The following is a 20654-nucleotide window of genomic DNA, read 5'->3' on the forward strand; positions in this document are numbered from 1 at the left end:
GGAGGCGGTAGCGCAGCGTAACCACGCAGCGCGCCCGATCATGTCGAAAGGACGCTGTATCCCGTGACTTCGCAGGTCGACACCGTCAGCGCAGCCGCAGCAACTCCCGACGTGCCGCAACCCTATAAAGAGCTGGGTCTGAAGGACGACGAGTACGCCCGCATCAAGGAAATTCTCGGCCGTCGGCCGACCGACGCCGAACTGGCGATGTACTCGGTGATGTGGAGCGAGCACTGCTCCTACAAGTCGTCGAAGGTGCACCTGCGCTACTTCGGCCAGACCACCACCGAGGAGATGCGGGCCTCGATGCTCGCTGGCATCGGTGAGAACGCGGGCGTCGTCGACATCGGCGACGGCTGGGCGGTCACCTTCAAGGTGGAAAGCCACAACCACCCGTCCTATGTCGAGCCGTATCAGGGCGCGGCGACCGGCGTCGGCGGCATCGTGCGCGACATCATGGCGATGGGCGCCCGGCCGATCGCGGTGATGGATCAGCTGCGCTTCGGCGCGGCGGACGCGGCCGACACCCGGCGCGTGGTCGACGGTGTGGTGCGCGGCGTCGGCGGTTATGGCAACTCGCTCGGCCTGCCGAACATCGGCGGCGAGACCGTGTTCGACCCGTCCTACCAAGGCAATCCGCTGGTGAATGCGCTGTGCGCGGGCGTGATGCGGGTCGAGGACCTGCACCTGGCCTTCGCCTCCGGCACCGGCAACAAGATCATTCTGTTCGGCGCGCGCACCGGCCTCGACGGCATCGGCGGCGTCTCCGTGCTGGCCTCGGACACCTTCTCCGGTGACGAGTCGGGCACCGGCCGCAAGAAGCTGCCCAGCGTGCAGGTCGGCGACCCGTTCACCGAGAAGGTGCTCATCGAGTGCTGTCTCGAGCTGTACGCGGCCAAGCTGGTGGTCGGCATCCAGGACCTCGGCGGCGCCGGGTTGTCCTGTGCCACTTCCGAACTCGCGGCGGCCGGCGACGGCGGCATGCACATCGACCTGGAACAGGTGCCGATGCGCGCGACCGGCATGTCCCCGGCCGAGGTGCTCTCCAGCGAATCGCAGGAGCGCATGTGCGCGGTGGTCACCCCGGAGAACGTGGACGCGTTCATGGCGGTGTGCCGCAAGTGGGACACCCTGGCCACGGTGATCGGCGAGGTCACCGACGGTGACCGGCTGGTCATCACCTGGCACGGCGAGACCGTGGTCGACGTGCCGCCGCGCACCGTCGCGCACGAGGGCCCGGTGTACGAGCGCCCGGTGCAGCGTCCCGATGAGCAGGACGCGCTGATCGCCGACAGCACCGACAAGCTGACCCGCCCGAAGACCGGCGACGAACTGCGCGCGACTTTGTTGCGGATGCTGGCCAGCCCACAGCTGTGCAGCCGCAAGTGGATCACCGAGCAGTACGACCGCTACGTGCGCGGCAACACCGTGCTCGCCGAGCACGCCGACGCGGGCGTCATCCGGATCGACGAGGAGACCGGCCTCGGTATCGCGCTGGCCACCGACGCGTCCGGCCGCTACACCAAGCTGGACCCGTACACCGGCGCGCAGCTCGCGCTGGCCGAGGCCTACCGCAATGTTGCCACCACCGGCGCCACCCCGAAGGCCGTCACCAACTGCCTCAACTTCGGCTCGCCCGAGGATCCCGGCGTGATGTGGCAGTTCCAGCAGGCGGTCCGCGGTCTCGCGGACGGCTGTGTGGCCCTTGGCATTCCGGTCACCGGCGGCAACGTCAGCTTCTACAACCAGACCGGGCAGACCGCCATCCTGCCGACCCCGGTGGTCGGCGTGCTCGGCGTGATCGACGACGTGCACCGGCGCATCCCGACCGGGCTGGGCCTGGAGCCGGGCGAGACGCTGATCCTGCTCGGCGACACCCGCGACGAGTTCGGCGGCTCTATCTGGTCCCAGGTCGTGCACGACCACCTCGGTGGCGTGCCGCCGGTGGTCGACTTCGCGCGCGAGCAGCTGCTCGCCGAGGTGCTCACCGCGGGTTCGCGCGACGGCATGATCAGTGCCGCGCACGACCTTTCGGAGGGCGGGCTGATCCAGACCGTCGTCGAGGCCGCGCTGGCCGGCGAAACCGGTTGCCGCGTACTGCTTCCCGAGGACGCCGACCCGTTCGTCACGCTGTTCTCCGAGTCCGCCGGGCGCGTGCTCGTCGCGGTGCCGCGCTCGGAGGAGACCCGGTTCACCAAGATGTGCACCGCCCGCGGCCTGCCGTGGACGCGCATCGGCGTGGTCGACCAGGGCACGGATTCCGTTGAGGTGCAAGGGCAGTTCTCCGTCCCGATGGACGAGCTGCGTGTCGCGCACGAGGGCACGCTGCCGAAGTTGTTCGGGGCAAGCGCAGTCTGATGACGCCGGAGACTGAAGCGGTCTCACTGCTCCCCCGCCTCTCCGCGTATTTAGGCCAGACCTAGGTGCGGGGAGGCGGGCGTTGGCGTCCGGCGGCTGGGAATCGGCTGAGTCAGCTGGTACCCGGTGAGTTACCCATGTTCGTGCGAAATCAGTTGTCCTTTTCGCTGTTCGGGGTGGTCACCGCCACGCTCTTGTTCTCGTTGTCGCTGACTCCGTCGCTGTTGCCGCGGGATTGGCTGTTCGAGGGACTCATCGGCGGGGTGAACGCGGCCATCGGGTACGGCGTCGGCTGCCTGCTGGAGTGGGCGTTCCGGAGTTGGGTCCGGCCGCGGCTACCCGATTCCGTGACAAAGGTTTTCGCTGATCTGCCCACGTGGGTCCCGAGGGTGGTCAAGGCGGTCGTGGTGGTCGCCTGCGTGGTGGTCGCGATCGTGATGCTGATCCAGTCGGCACGCTGGCAGCGTGAGATCACCGAGTTGATGAACATGAAGGACACCACGACCACCGGGTTCCTGCGCACCGGTGCGCTCAGTGCCGCGGTGATCGCGCTGGTGATCGGGGTGTTCCGCGCTGTGCGGTGGCTGGTGCGCTGGGTGGCGGGCGAGCTGACCGAGTGGGTGCACATCCCGCGAAAGTTCGCGCTGCCCATCGGTTTTCTGATCGTCACCATCCTCGCCGTCACGCTGTTCAACGGCGTGCTCGCCAAAGGTTTTTTCGCGGTGGCGAATTCGGCGTTCAGCGTGCGCAACAGCCACACCTCGGCCAATGCCACCCAGCCGCAGCTGGCGGAACGCTCCGGCAGCCCGAACTCGCTGGCGAAGTGGGAGACGCTCGGCTCGGAGGGCCGCTGGTTCGTCTCCTACGTGCCGACCGCCGACGACATCGCCAGGGTCACCGGCAAACCCGCGCGCGAGCCCATCCGGGTCTACACCGGCCTGGAGTCGGCGAACAGCCCGGAGGCGCAGGCCGAACTGGCCGTCGCCGAGCTCGAACGCACCGGCGCCTTCGAACGCAAAGCCTTGGTCGTGGTGACCACGACGGGCACCGGCTGGGTCGACTCGACCAGCGCCGAATCCGTCGAGATGATGTACGGCGGCGACACCGCGATCGTCGCCACCCAGTACTCGTATCTGCCCAGCGTGCTGTCGTTCCTCTCGGACAAGGCGAAGGCGACGCGGATGGGAAAGCTGGTGTTCGACAAGGTGTATGAGCACTGGTCCGCGCGTCCGGCACAGTCGCGTCCGAAGCTGCTCGTCTATGGCGAGAGCCTCGGCTCGCAAGGCTCGGAGGGCGCGTTCAACGGCCTGACCGACCTGCGCACCAAGGCCGACGGGGTGCTGTGGGTCGGGCCGCCCAACTCGAACCGGCTGTGGGGCGAATTCGTCGCCCGCCGCGATCCCGGCTCGCCCGAGGTGCTGCCGACCTACGCGGACGGACTGGTGGTGCGGTTCGCCGACGGCCGCGGCGACCTGTGGCAGCCGTCGGGCACCTGGCTCACCCCGCGCATCGCCTATCTGCAGCACGCGTCCGATCCGGTGGTCTGGTGGTCGCCGGATCTGCTGTTCAACGAACCGGATTGGCTGCGCGAGCCGCGCGGATCGGACGTGTCGCCGACCATGGCGTGGTATCCGATCGTCACGTTCTGGCAGGTCGCGGCGGATCTGCCCAATGCGCAGGGCGTCACCGACGGGCACGGTCACCGCTACGGCACGCTGGTGCTCGATGCTTGGGCCGCGCTGGCCGAGCCGCCGGACTGGTCGGCGGATCTGTCGGATCGGATCCGAAACTACTTGGCGGCGTCCGCGGTTCGGGAACGTTCCCTCAAGTAGGACGCCGACCTGGGCGGACCAGGACCCCTCGTGTACGAGGCCCGCCCAGGCGCGTCAGGACACGGTGTTGAACGGATCGTGCTCTGCGAGCAGCTTTTCCAACCGTGCCTGATCGATGCGACCGTGTACGGTCGCGGCCTCGTGCTGGTCACGCACCACCTTCGCCAGGGTGAAGGTACTGGTCACCAGGAACAGCAGGGACATCGCGAGGAAGCCGCGCTGCCACATGTCCAGTGGGAGATAGCAGATGCCGACGCCGACCCCGAAGAAGCTGATGCCGAACGCGATCGCGGCCTGCGCGATGAAGGCCGAAGTGGTTTTCGACTGGGCGTTGGGAGTGCTCATGGGTAAGAATTTTGCCGACACCCGCACGCGCGCAACCGTGTACAACTACTCGAGCGGCCTGCGTAGTTGCCGGTCACAGCCCGATTCGCGCGGTCCGGCCGCATACCGTGTTGTCGACTGTGATCTGCGTCGATGTGGCGCGTGGCGGCGCGGGCTACGGCCCGCAGGCCCTACCGGCCCGCCATACTGTTCGAATGCTCGAGTCCGCCTCCACCCTGACGAAGCTGCGTGCGCGCGGCGTCGTCATCGTGCGGCGCGCGGAAGACATCATCGATCTGAACTATGTGGGGCTGGTCTTCGCGACGGTGTTCTTCGCGCTTTCGGTGACGCCGTCACTGCTACCGCGTGACTGGCTGTTCCAGGGCCTGATCAGCGGGATCAACGCCGCGCTCGGTTACGGCGTCGGCTGTGTACTGGAGTGGTTGTTCCGGCTGTGGGTGCGGCCGCGGCTGACCAAGATTCCGCCGCCGCCCACCTGGGTGCGCTACGCGGTGAAGTCCGCGGTCCTGATCACCGCGGCGCTCAGTGCGGCGCTGATGCTGGTCCAATCGGCGCGCTGGCAGCGGGAGATCACCGCGTTGATGGGCATGGAGGGCACCACGACGCCCGCCTACCTGCGCACCGGGTTGCTGAGTTTGTCCGTCGGCATGGCGGTCGTCGCGGTGTACCGGACGGTGCGCGAGATCATCCGGTTCTTCGCTCGCGTGCTCAACAAGTGGGTGCGGGTGCCGCGCGAATTGGCGCCCGCCGCCGGGTTCCTGGTGCTGGTCGTGCTGGCCGTGACCATCTTCAACGGCGTCGCCTCGCGCGCTTTCTTCGCCGTCGCGAACTCGGCGTTCAGCGTGCGCAACGACCACACCTCGGCGAACGCGATCCAGCCGGTGCAGCCCGAGCGCTCCGGCAGCCCGGCCTCGCTGGCGAAGTGGGAGACCCTCGGCTTCGAGGGGCGCTGGTTCGTTTCGCACGGGCCGACCGCGAGCAAGATCGGCGAGGTGACCGGCAAGCAGGCCCGCGAGCCGATCCGCGCCTACGTAGGGCTGGAATCGGCTGCGGCCGAACAGGATCCGGCGGAACTGGCCGCCGCGGAGCTGGAGCGCACCGGCGCCTTCGACCGGAAGGTGCTGGTGGTGGTGACCACCACCGGGACCGGCTGGGTGAACGGCATGGCCGCTGCGGCGCTCGAGTACATGTACGGCGGCGACAGCGCGATCGTCGCCTCGCAGTATTCGTATCTGCCCAGCGTGCTGTCGTTCCTCGCGGACCGCGGCAAGGCGACGACCGCGGGCCGGGCTATGTTCGACGCGGTCTATCGGCACTGGAGCGCACGGCCATCCGGGCAGCGGCCGAAGCTGCTGGTGTACGGGGAGAGCCTCGGCTCCCAGGGGTCCGAGGCCGCCTTCGACGGGCTGGCCGACCTGCGGACGAAGGTGGACGGCGCGCTGTGGGTCGGGCCGCCGAACTCGAATCGACTATGGGAACAGTTCGTTTCGCGGCGCGATCCCGGCTCGCGGGAGATCGAGCCGGTGTACGCCGACGGTCTGGTCGTGCGATTCGCCTCGGACAGTGCCGATCTCGCGCGCCCGTCCACCGAGTGGCGGCCGCCGCGGATCGCTTATCTGCAGCACGCATCCGACCCGATCGTCTGGTGGTCGACGGATCTCATTTTCTCGCAACCGGATTGGCTGTCCGAGCCGCGCGGCGCGGATGTGTCCTCGCAGATGCGCTGGTGGCCGTTCGTCACCTTCTGGCAGGTCGCCGCCGACCTCACCAATGCGCAGGGCGTCACCGACGGGCATGGGCACCGCTACGGGAGTCTCGTGCTCGACGGGTGGGCGGCCATCGCCGCGCCGCCGGAGTGGAGCGCCGGGATGTCGGACCGGATCAGGGTCGAGATCGAGGCCGCCGAGGATTTCGAGCGGAAGACAAAATGAGTCGATTCCCGGAAACCATTGCTGCCGTTGGTATTCCATTGGCTTGGGGCAACCTGATGTTACCGGGACTTGGGCTCGGTGTGCGCGGCAGGACTGCCGCCAATGCGGGATTTGCCACCGCTTACGCCGTCGCCTTCCATGGAGTGCCGAATTGGCGTTCCGCGAAGGGGTTTCGGTACGGCCTTGTCTCTGCCTCGCTCGTTGCCGCCGGTTACGGTGTGGCCCTGTCGATTCCGTCGGTGCGAAAGAGGATGCACGAGTTCGACGATCGCGGGCCAGGGGTGTCTACGGTCGAATGGGTCGCGGTGCATATCCCGATCGGCACCGTCTACAGCGAAGAGATGATCTTCCGCGCCACCCTGGAACCGTTGCTGGACAACACGTTCGGCTCCCGCGCCGGATCGGTGCTCGGCGCGCTGACCTTCGGCCTCTGGCACATTCACCCGGCTCGCGCCGCGGGCGACAGCGTCCCGGTCGCGATCGCCGCTACGGCCGCGGGCGGCGGCGCATTCGGCTGGCTGCGCCGTCGCACCGGAAGTGTCACGGCCCCGGCCTTGCTGCACTTGGCCATCAATGTGGGTGGCGCTCTCGCGCCTCGTGTCGCCCGGCTCATCGGGACTGCCCGAACCTAGACCGGGCTCGGTCCGGCACTTGTGCCATTCCGTGCCATCCGCACAGACCTGCGGTAGTGCAATTTTCTCGTAGCAACGTATCCGGCTTCGTCGATACCGCGCGCTGAAAACTTCTCCCATCAGGCAAAACAAGTAAGTACGCCATGCGCGTTTGCGCACAGTGTTCCGATATGCGTACAGTGTTCGCAACAGGAGAACGGCGTACGCGCGAGAGATCGAGATCAGGAGAAGACCATGTCGAACAACGTGAGCTGGAGCGCCAAGGGGGACTGGAAGGTGCAGGGCCAGTGGGGCAGCGCCGACTCGGCCGGGCGGAAGTTCTCGCCCGCGCACTGGCAGCAGCGGCTCGACGAACTCCGCGCCGCCCACCACGTGCCGGGCGCGTCGCTGGCGATCCTGGTCGACGGCAAGGTCTACGAGATCGCCAGCGGCGTACTGCATCGCGGCACCGGCGTTCCGGTCACCACCGACTCGGTGTTCCTGTGCGGCTCGATCGCCAAGGTCTACACCGCCACGATGATCATGCGCCTGGTCGACCAGGGCAAGCTCGACCTCGACGCGGTCGTCGCCGATGTGCTGCCCGAGTTCGCGACGCCGGACGCGGAGGCCACCAAGGTGATCACGATCCGCCAGCTGCTCAGCCACACCGGCGGCGTCACCAACGACTTCAACTTCGACGGCGGCCGCGGCGACAACTGCCTGGCCGAATATGTCCGCGCCGCACGGGAAGTCGCGCTGGACTGCAAACCGGGCACGGCGATGTCCTACGGCGGCCTCGGCTACATCGTGCTCGGCCGGGTGATCGAGGTGCTGACCGGTACCACCTGGGACCAGGCCGTGCAGGACCTGCTGGCCACCCCGCTCGGCCTCGACCAGTTGGTGACGCTGCCCGAGCAGGCGCTGAAGTTCCGCACCGCGATGAGCCACCTCGGCGAGCCGGGGCAATACCCGGATCCGGCACCGGAGTGGGACATCATGCCGCGCTCGGTCGCGCCCGCGGCGCGGGTCATCACAACGGCCGGTGACATGGTGCGCTTCGCCCGGATGCACCTCGAGGCCGGTCGCGCCGCCGACGGAACCGCGGTCCTTTCGCCGGAAATCGTTGCGGCGATGCAGCATCGGGAGATCGACGTGCCGGACAAGTGGAGCGTCAGCGCGGACGGCTGGGGTCTTGGCTGGACCACCTACGACTGGAACGGCATCAAGGGCTTCGGCCACGACGGTGCCGCGATCGGCCAGTACGCCTACCTGCGGGCCATCCCCGAAGCCGGGGTCGCCGTCGCGCTGCTCACCAATGGTGGTGGCGCGCGCCAGCTGTACGCCGCGCTGTTCCGCGAACTGCTCGCGGAGCTGGCCGGGGTGCAGATGCCGGAGGCCTTCGCTCCGGCCGAGCCGCCGGTCCAGGTGGCCATCGCTCCGTTCGTCGGCACCTACCGGCGTGCGGGCGTCGTGATCACCGTCAGCAATGGCGACGACGGCTCTGCCCACATGCTGTACGAATTCGTCGACGACATGAAGGACATGTCCCCGCCGCTGAGCATGGACCTGACCCCGGTCTCGGCGACCGTCTTCGCCGCCTCCGGCGCCGGCCCCTCCTTCAGCGAGGACTACATGCCCGTCGTGTTCGCCACCCTCGCCGACGGCACCGAAGCCTGCTACGTCGGCATGCGCGCCACCCCGAAGGATGCCGCACCCGCCAACTGATCCACGAAAGCCATAGGGCCGGGCCACAACCCGGCCTTTCGGCATGCGCGGCCGGTGTCGATTGCCGAACGGATGGCCGAGGGCCTGTTCGGGGCCGGTAACCTCGGCCAGATGGCGCGACAATCGGTGAGTCCGGCCGAGCTCCGGTCGGCGGTGGATGCGGTCAGTGCATGGGTGCTGGACGAGTCGGTGGACGCCCCGGCGCGCACCGAGCTCGCGGCGGCGGTCCGTGCCACCGCGCGCACGCTGGCGGCCTCGGCGCCCGGTCATTCGGTGGAGGTGCGGGTGCCGCCGTTCGTCGCGGTGCAGTGCATCGAGGGCCCGCGGCACACCAGGGGCACCCCGCCCAATGTGGTCGAGACCGACCCGCGCACCTGGTTGCTGCTGGCCACCGGCCTGCTCGATTTCGCCACCGCCCTCGACTCCGGCGCCCTCACCGCGTCGGGCAGCCGCGCGGCCGAGGTCGCCCACTGGCTGCCGATCGCACGCGCCGCCGAAAGCTGAGCCGGCGCCCGCGCGATCGCGCGACGGTTGCCGAAATCGACACCGGAACCGGACCGTCCGTTATGAAGCGGAGGTCGGATGTTCAGGCGGTGGACAACCGGCGGGACGAGGATAGGCCCCGAGCGGATTTTCGGCTACCGCTCGAGCATTGGGGGCCGACCATGGAAGACACTGACGGACAGCACAAGTACACGATGCGGATCAGTCGACTCACCATCGACAAACTCGGTATCCGCCTCTACGACCGCGTTTCCGCGGTCCTCGCCGAATTGATCGCCAACTCCTACGACGCCGACGCCACCACGGTGGAGGTGTCGCTGCCGTGGGGCGTGATGCTGGCGGGCACCTTGCATTCGGCCGAACACGAGCCGTATCGAATCGTGGTGCGGGACAACGGCCATGGCATGACGGCCGCCGAGATCAACGAACACTATCTGCGGGTCGGCTCGGATCGCCGGATGCGGGTCGGCTCCGATCTGTCCCGCCTGCTGGAGCGACCGGTCATGGGGCGCAAGGGCATCGGCAAACTCGCCCCGTTCGGCATCTGCCGCACCATCGAGGTGATCTCGGTGGGCGGCGCGGACAGCGAACGCACGCCCGAGGGCTGGCCGGTGGCGAATATCGTGATGAGCCTCGACGATATGGTGTCCGACACCGAACGCGACTATCACCCGCGTCCCGGCCCGCGCGACGGCACCTTCGGCACCGTGCGCGGCACCACCGTGATCCTGCGTGACTTCCTGCGCAAGCGGGTCGGCACCGGACCAGAGCTCAGCCGCCAGCTCGCCGCCCGGTTCGGGCTGGAGCGCAGCGACTGGCAGGTGCAGGTGCACAACAGCATCGCCGAACGCGGTGTGCCGCAACGTTTCGTGCTCCGCGACCTGCCCATCGACCTGCTGGCGGAGACCAAGATCGACGTGGCCAAGCGGCCGGTCCGGCTCGGCGACCGCTTCCTGCCGGTGACCGGCTGGGCGGCCTACTCCAAGCAGCCCTATCGGGACGACGCGATGGCGGGCGTGCGGATCTACGCGCGCGGCAAACTGGTCGCGCAGACCCGCGACTTCGGCATCACCGAGGGCTTCACCGGGGAATACAAGCTGCGCTCCTACCTGGTCGGCGCGGTGCACGTGGACTGGCTGGACGACGAGGAGGATCTGGTCCGCTCCGATCGCCAGGACATCATGTGGAATTCCGAACGCGGCGAGGCGCTTTCGGTGTGGGGCCGCAACCTGGTGCGCGAACTCGGCAGGCTCGGCGAGCATTCGGTGAAGCGCAGGGTGTGGGAGGAGTTCGTGGAGAAGTCCGGCATTCACGCGACGCTGCAGGCGATCGCGCCGCAGGACCGGCTGTTCCGCAAGTCGGTGATGGACGCGGCGCGGATCCTGGTGAACAACAAGGACCGTGCCGCGCTGGAGGACAAGGCGCACATCGACAGCATTGTGCGGCTTGCCCTTTCGCTCGGCCCGCAGCGCAGCCTGTTGGAGACGCTGAAGGAGGTCGCCGAGGACACCGACAATCAGCTCGATGTGGTTGTCGCACTGTTTGAAACGGCCAGGGTCGCCGAGGTCTACTCGCTCGGCCAGATCGCCTCCGAGCGGGTCGCGGTGGTGCACCGGTTGCAGACCCTGATCGATGACCGGCATTCGCTGGAGCGGCCGTTCCAGGAGCTGATCGAGCGGGCACCCTGGCTGCTCGCGCCGGAGTGGACCCCGCTCGGCATGAACGAATCGCTCAAGCGGGTCCGGGCCAGCTTCGAGCGGTGGTACCGGCAGAAGTTCGGCGCCACCCTGCTCACCACCGCGATCGGCAGCGAGAAGCGCGAGCCGGATTTCGTGCTGCTGCACGACGCGGGGGAGCTGTGGATCGTCGAGATCAAGCGGATGGACTATCACCTCACCGACGAGGAGTACAACCGCGCGATCAACTACCTGTACTCGCTCGACACCTTCCTGAACGAAAACCCGCGCATCGGTGAGCAATTCCCGCGGCGGCGGCTCACCTTCATCGTCGATCACGTCGACCGGCTGCGCCCGACCTCGCTGTCCTCGCTGGCCAGCGACCGCCGCGTCGACCGCCGCACCTGGCGTGAGCTGCTCGACTCCACCCTGCGCTCGCACCGCGATTTCCTCGACCGCGTCTACGCCATGCGGGTCGGCGAGCAGCCCGAGGCCGACGTCAGCACCGGGTGATTCAGGCGGCGACGGGTTGGTTGTTGCTGCTGCGGTGCAGCCCCTTGCGGTCGTAGAAGCGGGTGATGACCGCGCCGAAGATCAGGCCGATGGCGAGGCCGAGGATGGCCATCCAGACGCCGCGGGACAGGCCCGCTTCGAAGCTGGCGTCGAAGTAGAGGATGGCGCGGATGCCGAGGAACACCTGGTGCATCGGTTCGAAGGAGGCCAGCCAGCCGAAGTACTGCGGGGTCGCCTCGATCGGGACGGTGCCGCCGGAGGAGGGCAGGCCGAGAATGATGAACAGGATCAGGTTCACCAGCAGGCCGGCCGACCCGATGGCCGCCAGTGTGGACAGGCCGGTGACGCCGACGGCGATGATGGCCAGCGCGCTGTAGAGGAACAGCGCCAGCGGATGGTCGATCGGCATATCCAGGATCGTGCCGACGACGAGGAAGACCGCCGAGACGATGTTCGCGGTCACCACCATGACGCCCCACTTGATCAGCAGGGTGCGGAAACGGGAGATCGGCGTCGGCGGGTAGTGCACGAACCACGGCCCGTATTCGGTGGGGATGAAACCGAGCTGGGCGTCGATCATCGTGTGGATGACCATGGCGCCGACCACCCCGGCCAGCAGTAACAGCAATGCGTAGAAAAACGCGCTGAGCCCTTGACCGGTGCCGTCGGGCAACGGGTGATATTGCTGGACAACAACTTTCACCGGATCAGCGAGCGCGACCCGCGCCGCGCCGGACAGTTCGGGCCCGGGCGGCGCACCGGGTTGCGGTTTCAGCTGCTCGGTCACCTGGTCGGTGAGCTGCTTGCCGACCTGCTTGTTCACCTCGGTCAGCGCCTGATTGCCGACCCGCAGCACGATCTGGGTGCCGAACGCGCCGGTGCGCGGATTGGTCTGCACGCTGATGATCGGGCGTTCCATCTCGCCGGGAATCACGCTGCCGACGCCGAGGATGCCGAGACGCTTACTGAAGTCGCCCGGAATGACGATCGAGCCGTAGACCTCGCCGGACTGCAGCTGCCGCTCGGCCTCGCTGATGCTGATCACCCGCAGGTCGACCTTGTCCGACGGCACGCCCTTGGCCAGCGCGTCGGTGATCTGGTTACCGAAGTTCACCTGCTGCTGGCGGTCGGCCGTTTTGATGACATCGCCCACATCTTGATTCACCAGCGCGATCGGGAAGTCGTGCAGATTCTTCTCCGGATCGACGACGTAATCCAGATACATGATGCCGAGCAGCGCCGTCAGCAGCGTGAGCACCGCGATGGGAAACAGCACCATGCGCGCCCACGGCCTGCGCTGCGGCGGCGTTGCCCCGGTGGTCGATCCCGCCCCGCTGCCTGAATCCGCGCTGTCGGTAGTCGTCACGGCTCGCACCGTAACAGTTGCCGAGTCCGAATTCCCCGGCCCGCGCGCCGCGCCGATTGCCGCTCGTATGCGGTGGGGGTGATCGTGATCGAACATTCACCCGTAGACTGGAGCGTGCCCCCAGCCCGCCCGAACAGGGAGCAAACGGTGACCAAGGCCGAACTGCCGGTTGACGCTCTTTCCGCCACCCCCGACCAGGTCGAGAACGAGCCACGCGAAGAGTGTGGCGTGTTCGGAGTCTGGGCGCCGAGTGAGGACGTGGCGAAGCTCACGTACTACGGCTTGTACGCGCTGCAACACCGCGGGCAGGAGGCGGCGGGCATCGCGGTATCCGACGGTTCGCAGATCCTGGTCTTCAAGGATCTCGGTCTGGTCAGTCAGGTATTCGACGAACAGACCCTCGCGGCCATGCCGGGCCACATCGCCGTCGGCCACTGCCGCTACTCCACTACCGGCGGCGTGACCTGGGAAAATGCCCAGCCTATCTTCCGGACCACCTCGGTCGGCTCCGGACTTGCCTTGGGCCACAACGGCAATCTGGTCAATACCGCCGAATTGGCGGGCCGGGCAAGGGAATTCGGGCTCATCGGCGCGACGGTGGCCAACGGCCGCCCGCAGCCGATCGCCGCGACCTCCGACTCCGACGTGATCACCGCGCTGCTGGCGCACGCCTCCGCCGACTCCAGCATCGAGCAGGCCGCGATGGAACTGCTGCCGACCTTGAAGGGCGCGTTCTGCCTGACCTTCATGGACGAGCACACCCTCTATGCCGCGCGTGACCCGCACGGTGTCCGCCCGCTGTGCCTCGGCAGGCTGGACCGTGGCTGGGTTGTTGCCAGCGAAACCGCCGCACTCGATATCGTCGGCGCCGCGTTCGTCCGGGAGATCGAGCCCGGCGAACTGCTGGCGATCGATGCCGACGGTGTGCGCTCGATGCGCTTCGCGAACCCCGAGCCCAAGGGCTGCGTCTTCGAATTCGTCTACCTGGCCAGGCCGGACAGCACCATCTCCGGCCGCTCGGTACACGCCACCCGGGTGGAAATCGGCCGCCTGCTGGCCGACGAGCATCCGATCGACGCGGATCTGGTGATCCCGGTCCCGGAATCCGGCACCCCGGCCGCCGTCGGCTACGCGCAAGGCTCCGGCGTGCCCTACGGCCAGGGCCTGATGAAGAACGCTTACGTCGGGCGCACCTTCATCCAGCCGAGCCAGACCATCCGCCAGCTCGGCATCCGGCTCAAGCTCAACCCGCTGCGCGAGGTCATCCGCGGCAAGCGGCTCATCGTGGTGGACGACTCGATCGTGCGCGGCAACACCCAGCGCGCGCTCATCCGGATGCTGCGCGAGGCCGGTGCGCTGGAGATCCACGTCCGGATCGCCTCGCCGCCGGTGAAGTGGCCCTGCTTCTACGGCATCGACTTCGCCTCGCCTGCCGAGCTGATCGCCAACGGATCCGGGGCGGAAGGCAGCTTCGAGGAGATGGTGGAGGGCGTGCGCCGGTCGATCGGCGCCGACACCCTCGGCTACATCTCCACCGAGGGCATGATCGCCGCCACCGAACAGCCGCGTTCGCGGCTGTGCTGCGCCTGCTTCGACGGCACCTATCCGATCGAGCTGCCCTCCGAGGCGGCCATCGGCAAGAACCTGCTCGAGGGCATGCTCACCGGGCAGCCGGAGGCCTTGCTGTTGGGCGAGAACGCGAATGCGAGCGCGCTGAGTCGTCCGTGATCCCGCGGGCGGTCGTGTTGCCGCCCGTCTTATGACGGTAATCCCGACACATAGCTGTCTCGATTCCCAGCACATCGTCGTCGCGTTTTCGAGCACATCGCTGTCTCGATTTCGACCGCTTCTTCTCTCCTCGGTGACCACCGGTCGGTGCTCTGAGCCATGTCCAAAACATGGCGTGCGCACGGCGGGTCGATCACGCGCGTCGCGGGTGGCCGAGGTGATTTGTCCCTTTACGTGCCTTGGCGTCTTCGCGACACCAAAATCGCCGATGTAGCACGTTCCTGGACATTCGTCCGGTGATCTGGCCCCTGCGGTGCGCTATGCGCAACGCGCGCTAACACCCCGGCAATTTTTTCTGTGAAAACGCAACGTGCCGGAAATGGTTCGTGGGTACGGTGCCCGACAGATCGGAAGTTCATTGCGTCCGCACCAGTCCTGCGATCCAGGACAACGCGGTGCGACGCTCGAGAAGTGGGGCCCTGATGTTGGTTTCTAGAACACCTGGGGGCCGGACCCGGACGCGAACCATCGCGGCCGTCGGCCTGGCGACGCTGGTTGCGTCTGCCTTGGCCGGCTGCGGTTCCGGCCGGACCGGTGATGCTGGTGGCGGTGGTGGCTTGGTAGCCGGCACCACGGACAAAATCTTCTCGCTCGACCCGGCGGCCGCCTACGACAACGGCTCCCTGGTCGCGGAAACGCAGTTTTACCAGTACGTGCTGAACACCGCACCCGGCGACACCACGCCGAAGCCGGACGCCGCGGAGAAGTGCGACTTCACCTCCCCCACGGTGTACAGCTGCACCATGAAGGCGGGCCTGAAGTTCGCCAACGGCAACCCGTTGACCGCCAAGAGCGTCAAGTTCTCGTTCGACCGGATGCTCAAGATCAACGACCCGAACGGTCCCGCCTCGCTGCTCGGCAACCTGGAGAAGACCGACGCGCCGGACGACCGCACGGTCAACTTCACCCTGAAGGTCGCCAACGACCAGACCTTCCCGGCGATCCTGCCGACCCAGGCCGGTCCGATCGTCGACGAGAAGGTCTACTCGCCGGACAAGGTGATGGCCGACGAGGACGTGGTGAAGAACAAGGGCTACTCCGGCCCGTACACCATCGCCAGCTACGACAAGAACAAGCTGGTCGAGTACACCGCGTTCCCGGACTACAACGGGGTCCTCGGCACGCCGAAGACCAAGACGGTGTCGACCAAGTACTACGCGACCACCGACAACATGAAGCTCGACCTGCAGAACGGGTCGCTCGACGTCGGCTACCGCTCCTTCACCCCGACCGACATCGGCTCACTGCGCGGCGACAGCAAGGTCGCGGTGCACGAGGGCCCCGGCGGTGAACTGCGCTACATCGTGTTCAACATGAACACCATGCCGGGCGGCACGCCGGAGCAGAAGCTGGCCGTGCGCAAGGCGCTCGCGTCCACCGTCGACCGCGCCGCGCTGGCCGAGGGCGTCTACAAGGGCACCTACACGCCCGCGTATTCGTCGATCCCGCAGGGCGTGCTGAGCGCGACCGAGCCGTACAAGGACATCTACGGCGCGGGCCCGAGCAAGGAAAAGGCGACGAAGTTCCTCGCCGACGCCGGCGTCGCGACCCCGGTCGAGCTGAACCTGCAGTACAACCCCGACCACTACGGTTCGAGCAGCTCCGAGGAATACGCGGCGATCAAGTCGCAGCTCGAGGCCAGCGGCCTGTTCCGGGTGAACCTGCAGTCCACCGAATGGGTGAGCTACCAGCGTGAGCGCGCTCGCGACTCGTACCCGCTCTACCAATTCGGCTGGTTCCCGGACTTTCCGGACCCGGACAACTACCTGACCCCGTTCTTCGCGCCGAACAACTTCCTGCAGTCGCACTTCGAGAACCCGGGCATCACCGCCCAGCTGCTCGCGGAGACCACGACGACCGACAAGGACAAGCGGCTCCAGATCCTCAAGGGGCTGCAGACGGACCTGGCACAGAACTTCGTGCCGATCCTTCCGCTGTTGTCCGGCAAGCAGATCGCCGTCTCCGGCAAGAACGTGCAGGGCGTTGATCAGACTCTCGACGCGTCCTTCAAGTTCCGTTACACGGTGCTGAGCAAGTGACATCCGGCGAAGCCGGGCCCGGGACGGTAGCTGCTCCAGAAACGAAGCCAGCGCCGGCCCGGGCCCGGCGCTTCGGCGTGCCAGGACTACGGAAGGGCGGCGGCGATTCGCGCCAGCTCGCACTGCTGCGCTATCTGGGCGTGCGACTGCTGCTGATCCCGGTGACCGCCTGGATCCTGGCCACCGTCGTGTTCTTCCTGATGCGCGTGGCGGGCGACCCGATCAGTGCGGCCATGGGTGGGCGAATGACCCAGGAGCAGATCGAGATTCGTAAAACGGCGGCGGGACTGAACCGGCCGATCCTGTCCCAGTACTGGGACTACATCTCCGGTCTGCTGCAGGGCGATTTCGGTAAATCACAGGACAATCGGCAGATCAGTGACGTGATCACCACCTACGGTGCCGCGTCGGCGGAGCTGATGTTCTGGGCGCTCATCGTGGCCTTCGCGATCGGCATTCCGCTGGGCAGGTACGCGGCGACCCACCGGGATTCGCTGTCGGACACCGGTCTTCGGTTGTTCGCGATCCTGGCCTACGCGGCGCCGGTGTTCTTCGTCGGTCTGCTGCTGAAGCTGGTCTTCGCGGTGAAGCTGGGCTGGCTGCCGGTGGCAGGCCGGGCCAGCACCAATGTCGAACTGGCGCTGCAGCATGTCTCGCCGAAGACCAACGTCATGTTGATCGACGGATTCCTCTATGGCGACACCGGTTACATCGTCGATGTGCTGAAACACGCTGTGCTGCCTGCGATCGCGCTCGGGCTGCTCACCGCGGGTATCTTCCTGCGGCTGGTGCGGATCAACCTGATCCAGACGCTGCGTTCGGATTACGTGGACGCCGCGCGGGCTCGCGGTTTGTCCCAGCGGGTGGTCACCGGACGACACGCGTTCCGCAACGCGATGATTCCGATCGTCACCGTGATGGGCATGCAGATCGCCATGATGCTCGGCGGCGCGGTGCTCACCGAGACCACCTTCGAGTGGAAGGGCCTGGGTTATCAGCTCGCGCAGTACCTCTCGGCCCGTGACTTCGTCGCGGTGCAGGGCATCGTCGCGTTCATCGCGATCTTCGTCGCGCTGATGAGCTTCCTGGTGGATGCCCTGGTGGCACTGATTGATCCGAGGGTGAGGTTCTGATGACCGCACCGGAATTGTTGAACGAGCCCGTGACCACGCCGGTGGTACCGCCGTCGGCAAAGCGCGGCATACCCGGCCTTCGGCTGTTCTCGATGACCGCCGGATTGCAGCGCGCGACCCTGATCCTGGGTTTGAGCCTGGTCGCGCTCTTCGCCCTCGCGGCGATCTTCGCGCCGCTGCTCGCGCCCTACGGTTTCGCGCAAAGTGCCGCCGACGGCGTCGATTTCGTGCGCCAGCAGGCGCCGTCGGCCGACCACTGGTTCGGTACCTCGGTGCGCGGCGAGGACGTGTTCTCCCGGGTGATCTGGGGCGCGCGCACCGCGCTGTTCGTCATCGTGATCTCGCTGGTGCTCTCGCTGTTCGTCGGCGTGCCGCTCGGCCTGCTGTCCGGCTACCTCGGCCGCTGGTTCGACCGGGTGCTGGTGCTGTTCATGGACGCGATGTACGCCTTCCCGACGCTGCTGCTGGCGATCGTGGTGTCCATCGTGGTCGCGGGCGGCCGGTCGACCAGCCTGGGCGGCGTGCTCTCCGCGGCGGTGGCCATCACGGCCGTCTTTGTGCCGCAATACTTTCGGGTGGTGCGCAACGCGACCGTCTCGGTGAAGAACGAGCCGTACGTGGATGCCGCCCGGGTCACCGGCGCGTCCACTGCGCGAATCCTGTTCCGGCACATCTTCGCCAACGTCACCCAGTCGCTGCCGGTGATCGTCACCCTCAACGGGTCCGAAGCCATCCTGACCCTCGCGGGGCTCGGCTTTCTCGGGTTCGGCATCGAGCCGACCCAGGCGGCCGAGTGGGGCTACGACCTGAACAAGGCGTTGTCCGATGTCTCCAACGGCATTTGGTGGACCGGCATCTTCCCGGGTGTCGCCATCGTGCTGGTGGTTCTCGGCATGACGCTGGTGGGTGAGAGCCTCAACGAGGTGCTCAACCCGGTGCTGCGTACCCGCCGTGCGGTCGCCGCGGCGCCGGGCGATGCGATCACCGTCGCGGGCGTCGAGGTCGCCGACCCGAACGAGCTCGACAGTGCGAGCGACACAGACGAAGTCGACACCGACGGCGTGAAAGCCGTTGGCGACGACGTCGATCTGGTCAAGGACCGCACCGCCGCGAAGGAGACACCATGAGTAACACACCAGTGGTCACCGACCGCAGCAAACCGGCGCTGTCCATCGAATCGCTGTCGGTCACCTTCGCCACCGACGCCGGACCCGTCTACGCGGTCACCGACGTCTCCTACGAGGTGTTCCCCGGTGAGGTGCTCGCCATCGTCGGGGAGTCCGGCTCGGGCAAGTCGGTGAGTTCGCGCACCGCGATGGGCCTGTTGCCGCTGACCGCGCGGGTGCGCGGGCTGGTCACTCTCGGCACCGAGGCCATCACCTCGATGAACGAGCGGCAGCTCACCGCGCTGCGTGGCGGCGCCATCTCGATGGTGTTCCAGGAGCCGGGCCTCGCGCTCGACCCGCTGTTCACCGTCGGCTTCCAGATCTGCGAGGCGCTGCGCGCGCATTCGAAGATGAGCAAGAAGGATGCGAAGGCGCGGGCGATAGAACTCCTGCGCATGGTGGGCCTGCCTGACCCGGAGCATCGGGTGGACTACTACCCGCACCAGCTCTCCGGCGGCCAGAAGCAGCGCGTGGTGATCGCCATCGCCATCGCCTGCGAGCCGAAGGTGATCATCGCCGACGAGCCGACCACGGCGCTCGACGTGACGGTGCAGGCCGAAATCCTGGAGCTGCTGCGTGATCTGCGCGACCGGATCGGCAGTGCCATCGTGTTGATCACCCACAACATGGGTGTGGTGGCCGACCTGGCCGACCGCGTCGTGGTGATGCGCAACGGCAAGGTGGTCGAGCAGGCTCCGGTGGACGAACTGTTCGCCAGTCCCAAGGAGGACTACACCAGGGCGCTGCTCGCGGCCGTGCCACACCTCGGCACCGAGCAGCTGGCACACGGTCCGGCCGAAGAGGTCGCGCCGACCGCCGAGCCGGTGCTCGAGGTGTGCGATCTTGTCGTCGAGTTCCCCGGTTCGTTCGGGCGGCCCGCGTTCCGCGCGGTCGACGATGTGAATCTCTGCATCGGGCCCGGCGAAACCCTCGGCCTGGTCGGCGAATCCGGCTCGGGTAAGTCGACCATCGGCCGCTGCGTCGCCGCGCTGCAACGCCCGACCTCGGGCCTGGTGAAGATCCGCGGGCAGGACATCGCGGGCATGTCCGGGCGCAAGATGAAGCCGATCCGGCGGCGCTTCGGGTTCGTGTTCCAGGACCCGGCCAGCTCGCTGAACCCGCGGCTCACCGTCGGCGAGTGCGTGGCCGAGCCGCTGCTCGTGCACAAGATGGGCAGCGGCGCGGAGATCAAGGCACGGGTGCGCAAACTGCTCGACGATGTGCAACTGCCCGCAGGCACCGAGCGGCGGTATCCGCACGAGCTGTCCGGCGGTCAGCGTCAGCGCGCGAGCCTGGCCAGGGCCTTGGTCCTGGACCCGGATCTGCTCGTCGCCGACGAGCCGACCAGCGCGCTCGACGTCTCCGTGCAGGCGGCGGTGCTCGAGCTGTTCGGGCAGCTGCAACGCGAATGCGGTTGGGCCTGCCTGTTCATCAGCCACGATCTCGCGGTGGTCGACCAGTTGGCCGACCGGATCGTGGTGCTGCGCAACGGCGCGGTGGTCGAGCAGGGTGATCGTGATCGCATTCTGCGGGCGCCGACCGAGGAGTACACGCAGCGCCTGGTGGCCGCGGTACCGGTGCCAGATCCGGTGGAGCAGCGCAGACGCCGCGCGGAGACCGCAGCGTTGTTCGCCAACGCCGCTAGCTGATTGTCGCAATACGGTTTG

At 67.4% G+C, this 20654-nt stretch carries 13 protein-coding genes and 1 pseudogene; 12 read left to right on the forward strand and 2 right to left on the reverse strand.

Features of this window, described 5'->3' with window-relative positions:
* Positions 1-63 precede the first annotated feature (63 nt).
* Both purL and ACIBK2_RS07900 read left to right on the forward strand, forming a co-directional pair.
* On the forward strand, positions 64-2358 hold the full coding sequence (gene purL / locus ACIBK2_RS07895; RefSeq protein WP_396964865.1) for a phosphoribosylformylglycinamidine synthase subunit PurL: 2295 nt from the start codon (positions 64-66) through the stop codon (positions 2356-2358).
* 137 nt (positions 2359-2495) lie between these two features.
* On the forward strand, positions 2496-4190 hold the full coding sequence (locus ACIBK2_RS07900; protein ID WP_396964867.1) for an alpha/beta hydrolase: 1695 nt from the start codon (positions 2496-2498) through the stop codon (positions 4188-4190).
* A 54-nt stretch (positions 4191-4244) separates the two neighbouring features.
* Here ACIBK2_RS07900 and ACIBK2_RS07905 read toward each other — a convergent pair whose 3' ends face one another.
* On the reverse strand, positions 4245-4535 hold the full coding sequence (locus tag ACIBK2_RS07905; protein WP_396964869.1) for a YiaA/YiaB family inner membrane protein: 291 nt from the start codon (positions 4533-4535) through the stop codon (positions 4245-4247).
* A gap of 194 nt (positions 4536-4729) precedes the next feature.
* Between ACIBK2_RS07905 and ACIBK2_RS07910 the strand changes: the two genes are divergently transcribed.
* From ACIBK2_RS07910 to ACIBK2_RS07930, 5 genes are all read left to right on the forward strand, one after another.
* Positions 4730-6466: an alpha/beta hydrolase gene (locus ACIBK2_RS07910; protein WP_396964871.1), complete on the forward strand. Its 1737-nt coding sequence runs from the start codon at positions 4730-4732 to the stop codon at positions 6464-6466.
* Complete coding sequence (locus ACIBK2_RS07915; RefSeq protein ID WP_396964873.1) at positions 6463-7098, forward strand: CPBP family intramembrane glutamic endopeptidase; 636 nt, start codon at positions 6463-6465, stop codon at positions 7096-7098. The genes ACIBK2_RS07910 and ACIBK2_RS07915 overlap by 4 nt, the downstream gene beginning before the upstream one ends.
* A 234-nt stretch (positions 7099-7332) precedes the next feature.
* On the forward strand, positions 7333-8802 hold the full coding sequence (locus ACIBK2_RS07920) for a serine hydrolase domain-containing protein (protein WP_396964875.1): 1470 nt from the start codon (positions 7333-7335) through the stop codon (positions 8800-8802).
* Positions 8803-8913: 111 nt separating this feature from the next.
* A complete protein-coding gene (locus tag ACIBK2_RS07925; protein WP_396965866.1) occupies positions 8914-9306 on the forward strand; it encodes a sterol carrier family protein in 393 nt (130 codons plus the stop codon).
* 161 nt (positions 9307-9467) lie between these two features.
* The gene (locus tag ACIBK2_RS07930; protein WP_396964877.1) at positions 9468-11495 is read left to right on the forward strand and encodes an ATP-binding protein; all 2028 of its coding nucleotides are present in this window, start codon (positions 9468-9470) and stop codon (positions 11493-11495) included.
* Position 11496: 1 nt separating this feature from the next.
* Here the strand turns inward: ACIBK2_RS07930 and ACIBK2_RS07935 are convergent, their stop codons facing one another.
* Positions 11497-12774, reverse strand: coding sequence for a YhgE/Pip domain-containing protein (locus ACIBK2_RS07935; RefSeq protein ID WP_396965868.1), 1278 nt, complete (start codon positions 12772-12774; stop codon positions 11497-11499).
* Positions 12775-13008: 234 nt separating this feature from the next.
* Between ACIBK2_RS07935 and purF the strand changes: the two genes are divergently transcribed.
* From purF to ACIBK2_RS07960, 5 genes and pseudogenes are all read left to right on the forward strand, one after another.
* Positions 13009-14589: an amidophosphoribosyltransferase gene (gene purF, locus ACIBK2_RS07940; RefSeq protein ID WP_396964879.1), complete on the forward strand. Its 1581-nt coding sequence runs from the start codon at positions 13009-13011 to the stop codon at positions 14587-14589.
* A 482-nt stretch (positions 14590-15071) separates the two neighbouring features.
* The gene (locus ACIBK2_RS07945) at positions 15072-16688 is read left to right on the forward strand and encodes an ABC transporter substrate-binding protein (protein ID WP_396964881.1); all 1617 of its coding nucleotides are present in this window, start codon (positions 15072-15074) and stop codon (positions 16686-16688) included.
* A 122-nt stretch (positions 16689-16810) separates the two neighbouring features.
* Positions 16811-17821, forward strand: coding sequence for an ABC transporter permease (locus ACIBK2_RS07950; protein ID WP_396965870.1), 1011 nt, complete (start codon positions 16811-16813; stop codon positions 17819-17821).
* Positions 17822-17850: 29 nt separating this feature from the next.
* Positions 17851-18774: pseudogene (locus tag ACIBK2_RS07955) on the forward strand (ABC transporter permease); the annotation flags it as partial.
* A gap of 170 nt (positions 18775-18944) precedes the next feature.
* The gene (locus tag ACIBK2_RS07960) at positions 18945-20636 is read left to right on the forward strand and encodes an ABC transporter ATP-binding protein (protein WP_396964883.1); all 1692 of its coding nucleotides are present in this window, start codon (positions 18945-18947) and stop codon (positions 20634-20636) included.
* Positions 20637-20654: the final 18 nt, after the last annotated feature.

This window comes from Nocardia sp. NPDC050175 (assembly GCF_044459885.1).
In the GTDB taxonomy this organism is placed as follows: Bacteria; Actinomycetota; Actinomycetes; order Mycobacteriales; family Mycobacteriaceae; genus Nocardia.